Annotated in this window: 5 protein-coding genes; 4 read left to right on the top strand and 1 reads right to left on the bottom strand. The window is 41.0% G+C overall.

What is annotated here, in order from left to right; translation table 11 throughout:
* From VNZ46_RS17420 to VNZ46_RS17405, 4 genes are all read left to right on the top strand, one after another.
* On the top strand, positions 1-483 hold a 483-nt coding region (locus VNZ46_RS17420; RefSeq protein WP_325561316.1), incomplete at its 5' end, for an alpha/beta hydrolase.
* A 79-nt stretch (positions 484-562) separates the two neighbouring features.
* Positions 563-1,180 (top strand): TetR/AcrR family transcriptional regulator, encoded by a 618-nt coding sequence (locus VNZ46_RS17415; protein WP_325561315.1) that lies wholly within the window; start codon positions 563-565, stop codon positions 1,178-1,180.
* A gap of 62 nt (positions 1,181-1,242) precedes the next feature.
* Entirely contained in the window at positions 1,243-2,487 is a 1,245-nt protein-coding gene (locus tag VNZ46_RS17410) for an MFS transporter (RefSeq protein ID WP_325561314.1), read from the top strand.
* 22 nt (positions 2,488-2,509) lie between these two features.
* Positions 2,510-3,064, top strand: coding sequence for an isochorismatase family cysteine hydrolase (locus tag VNZ46_RS17405; RefSeq protein ID WP_325561313.1), 555 nt, complete (start codon positions 2,510-2,512; stop codon positions 3,062-3,064).
* A 13-nt stretch (positions 3,065-3,077) separates the two neighbouring features.
* Here the strand turns inward: VNZ46_RS17405 and VNZ46_RS17400 are convergent, their stop codons facing one another.
* Positions 3,078-3,722: a class I SAM-dependent methyltransferase gene (locus VNZ46_RS17400; protein ID WP_325561312.1), complete on the bottom strand. Its 645-nt coding sequence runs from the start codon at positions 3,720-3,722 to the stop codon at positions 3,078-3,080.
* Between the last annotated feature and the right edge of the window lie 110 nt (positions 3,723-3,832).

The raw sequence follows: 3,832 nt of genomic DNA, 5'->3' as shown, positions 1-3,832 counted from the left end.
GGAGGGGGCGATAAGTTTTTATCTTTTCTGAACAAGGAATTAGTGCCGAAAATGGACAATAAGTATAAAACAGATCACATAAATCGCATTTTAATGGGGCATTCGCTCGGAGGGTATTTCACTTCTTTTGCCTTGTTGAATACGTTGACCCGCAAGGGCGCTGCTTTTAATGGTTTTATTGCGGCCAGCCCATCGTTACACTATAATAAATATTACTTGCTGAGTAAATTCAAAGAGCTTTCACAGCCTTTAGATAAGGCCTCGAAACTTAAAGCATATATTACTTTTGGTGGACTGGAGGATGGTGACCGTGAACCTGGTATGATGAAATTGAAAGATCTGAGTTCTGATTTAGCTGAGGTACTCAACACACAGAGCAAGGCCTTGGATTACAAAGTAGATTTATTTTCCAATCTGGGCCATATGGATACACAGTTGCCTACCTTTATTAAGGGTTTGCAATGGATGTTAAAGAACAAATGATTGTTTTGTAACATTTAAACATTTTATGTCTGATTGTCTAAAAATTTTTTAATTTTACGGCGATAAAACTTTTTCATACATGTCGGCGAGCAATTCTACCAAAGAAGATTTAATGCAGGAGCAGATCCTGATGGCGGCTAAAGGCTTATTTCAGACGTATGGTTTGGCCAAGGTAACAATGGATGATGTGGCTAAAGCCATTGGGAAAGGCCGTAGTTCGCTTTATTACTACTATAAAAGTAAGGATGAAATTTTTGATGCGGTTATCATGATCGAGATCCGCGAAATGTTGTTGGCTATGACCAATGCGGTTAATCGGGTTTCTGGTGTGGAGCAAAAGTTTCGTGCCTTTTTTTTAACTAAGCTTGAAGTACTTCATGAAAAAAGAGCGTTTTTTAAGATGCTTGATGTAGGGATGGATGCAAATGCCTTATCTGATTTCAATAAAACAAAGATCGTTCATCATAATCTGATTATAAGACAGGAAAGTAAGTTATTAGAAGCTTTGCTTACTGAAGGGATGGACAAAGGTGAAGTGCGTAATCTGTCGGCTTCGGAGTTGGAGATGCTCATCTATGTACTTTTAAGTTGTCTGCGTGGATTAAAACGAGAACTAGACCTGGATAATGATGCACAAAGATTAGTGTCTGCAGTAGATATGTTTACCCGTATGGCTATGCAAGGCTTATATAAATAAAAAAATTTACCTGTTATTAGACAAAAAGACATAAAGTGTCGAATTGATTAAAATCATATTAAATGAACATAGACGTAACCAATAATACCTTCCGTGCTTTTCGCAACCGTAATTACGCACTTTTTTTTGCTGGACAATCCGTTTCGCAGATTGGTACCTGGATGCAACGTACGGCGGTTATATGGGTGATTTACTCCATAACCCATTCTGCGTCAATGATTGGTTTTGCCGTATTCGCACAACAATTTCCTTCTTTTTTGCTTTCCTTGTTTGGAGGAGTGATTGCTGACAGGTATAACCGGCATAAAATACTACTGGTTACCCAGGCAGCATCAATGATACAAGCCATATTGTTAACGGTATTAATTCTAACCGGACATTATGTAATTTGGGAGATACTGACCCTTAGTGCGGTATTAGGGATCATTAATGCCTTTGATACCCCCGCAAGACAACCAATGGTGCACGATATGGTCAATGACAAGGCCGACGTGGCAAATGCCATTTCACTGAATTCGGCGATGGTGAATATGGCCAGGCTAATAGGACCTGCTCTGTCTGGTATGGTATTACAGCAGTTTGGTGCAGGTATTTGCTTTAGTATTAACGCTGTGAGTTTCATTGCAGTTATTATTTCGCTCTCGCTGATGAAGTTTCCTGAATTTGAGCGACCGGCTATTCGGAAAAAAATTTCTTCCGAACTGGCTGAGGGGCTCCGTTATCTGAAGCAAACCCCATCCATCAGTATGCTCATTTTCCTGATCATTTGCTTGAGCCTGCTGGTTATACCTTATGATACCATGGAGCCGGTTTTTGCAAAGGTTGTTTTTAAGGGAAATGCGGCCACTTATGGTTACCTGAGTGGTTGCATTGGTTTGGGCGCATTGATTGGCAGCTTTTTGCTGGCTTCGGCAAAAAAGGGAACTAATTTCAGAATGATCATGCTGATGAGCATTGTTGTATTGGGTATGGGGCTGATTCTGTTTTCCCGGATGAGTCATTTTGCACTTGCCTTGCCCTTTGCGGTGATATTAGGATTAGGGTCTATCACACCAATGTCTACCAGTATTACCATCATACAGATGGAGGCGGCTACTCATATGAGAGGGAGGGTAATGAGTTATGTGGCTATGGCCTATTTTGGTATGCTGCCTCTGGGGAGTTTACTGATCGGCACGGTTTCCCAAAAAATAGGCGCTCCCTTCACCATGCTTTGCCAGGGAATTATTGCGCTTTTAATTTCGGCGTTGTTTTATAAATTAATACCGAAAGCTAGATCTGAGCATAGTAATAAAGTACAGTTATAACAATGAATAAATAAAATAGAAGATGGAACAAAACACCTCAAACACGGCTCTTCTTGTCATGGACATGCAAGCCGGTATCGTAGCGATGTTGCCTCAGGCAGCTACTATTGTCGATAATACAGCCAGAGCTATTGCCAAAGCACGCGATCAGAAGATTCCTGTGATCTTTGTAGTCGTTGGTTTTCGTCAGGGTTCACCGGAAATCAGTATGAATAATAAATCTTTTGCCGCTGGTAAGGAACGCTTTGAAAGCGTTGATATGGCTGAATTCATTAAGGTTCATGAGGGCTTAAAACCACAGGATAATGAAGTTGTGGTAACCAAGAGACGCTTTAGTGCATTTACGGGAAGCGATTTGGAAGTGGTATTAAGGGCTTATGGTGCGCAGCATTTGGTGTTAACCGGTATTTCTACCAGCGGCGTGGTTCTATCTACCTTGCGGGAGGCTGCAGATAAGGACTATCGCTTAACTGTATTGTCCGACTGTTGCGCAGATGGAGATGAAGAAGTACACCAAGTATTGACAACTAAAGTATTCCCACGCCAGGCCGATGTGCTTACGGTTGGAGAATGGTAAATACTAAAGTTATTTAAGGGTTAAAAGGCTTTGTAGCAAGCATTCGCACTACAGAGCCCTTTCCTATGTGGCATTTTCCTTCATTCAAATCAATGATGGCTTCCTCGAGGATCAGGAATTTGTAACCTTTAAAATCTGCAGTCAGTTCTTCAGTGGAGAAGAGTTGGCTGATGTCCTTTGGTCCACCAACTTTAGGATTTTGTAAGACCAGGCTTAAATGATTTTTACTGAAGGCTTCAAATAAGATATAGCCACCAGGCTTGAGGGATTGCGATAGCTTCTGATGAAACAGGGATTTTTTTTCTCCTGCAAAATGAGCATAGATCAATCCAATGGCATCAAATGACTCTGGTATAAATTCCAGGGCTTGCGCATCTCCGACCAGGTAGTTCAGTTTTACGTTCTGTGATGCAGCGAGTTCAAGGGCCTTTGCTTTTCCTGCGAAGCTAAGGTCAAATGAAGTGACTTCCCAGCCCCAATTTGCAGCGAATACTCCATTTCTTCCTTCACCATCTGCAGGCATCAGTAGAGCTCCTGGTTTGAGCTTTTGCAAACAGGATGCAAAAAAGTTATTTGGTTCTTTTCCGTAAGCATATTCTTCTGTCTGATAACGGTCTTCCCACATTTGCTTGTAGGCTTCGTTCCATGTATTGTCCATCTGTTTTTTTATTGTTTTGACGAATCAAAGGTAGTTTCTGGACTGTGTTAATGAGTAGGACAAAAATGAAAATGTATAGGATTTAATTGAATTTGTGTCTGAAAACTTCA

This window comes from Pedobacter sp. (assembly GCF_035566355.1).
GTDB lineage: Bacteria > Bacteroidota > Bacteroidia > Sphingobacteriales > Sphingobacteriaceae > Pedobacter.
This window is presented reverse-complemented; position numbering and strand designations above follow the sequence as displayed.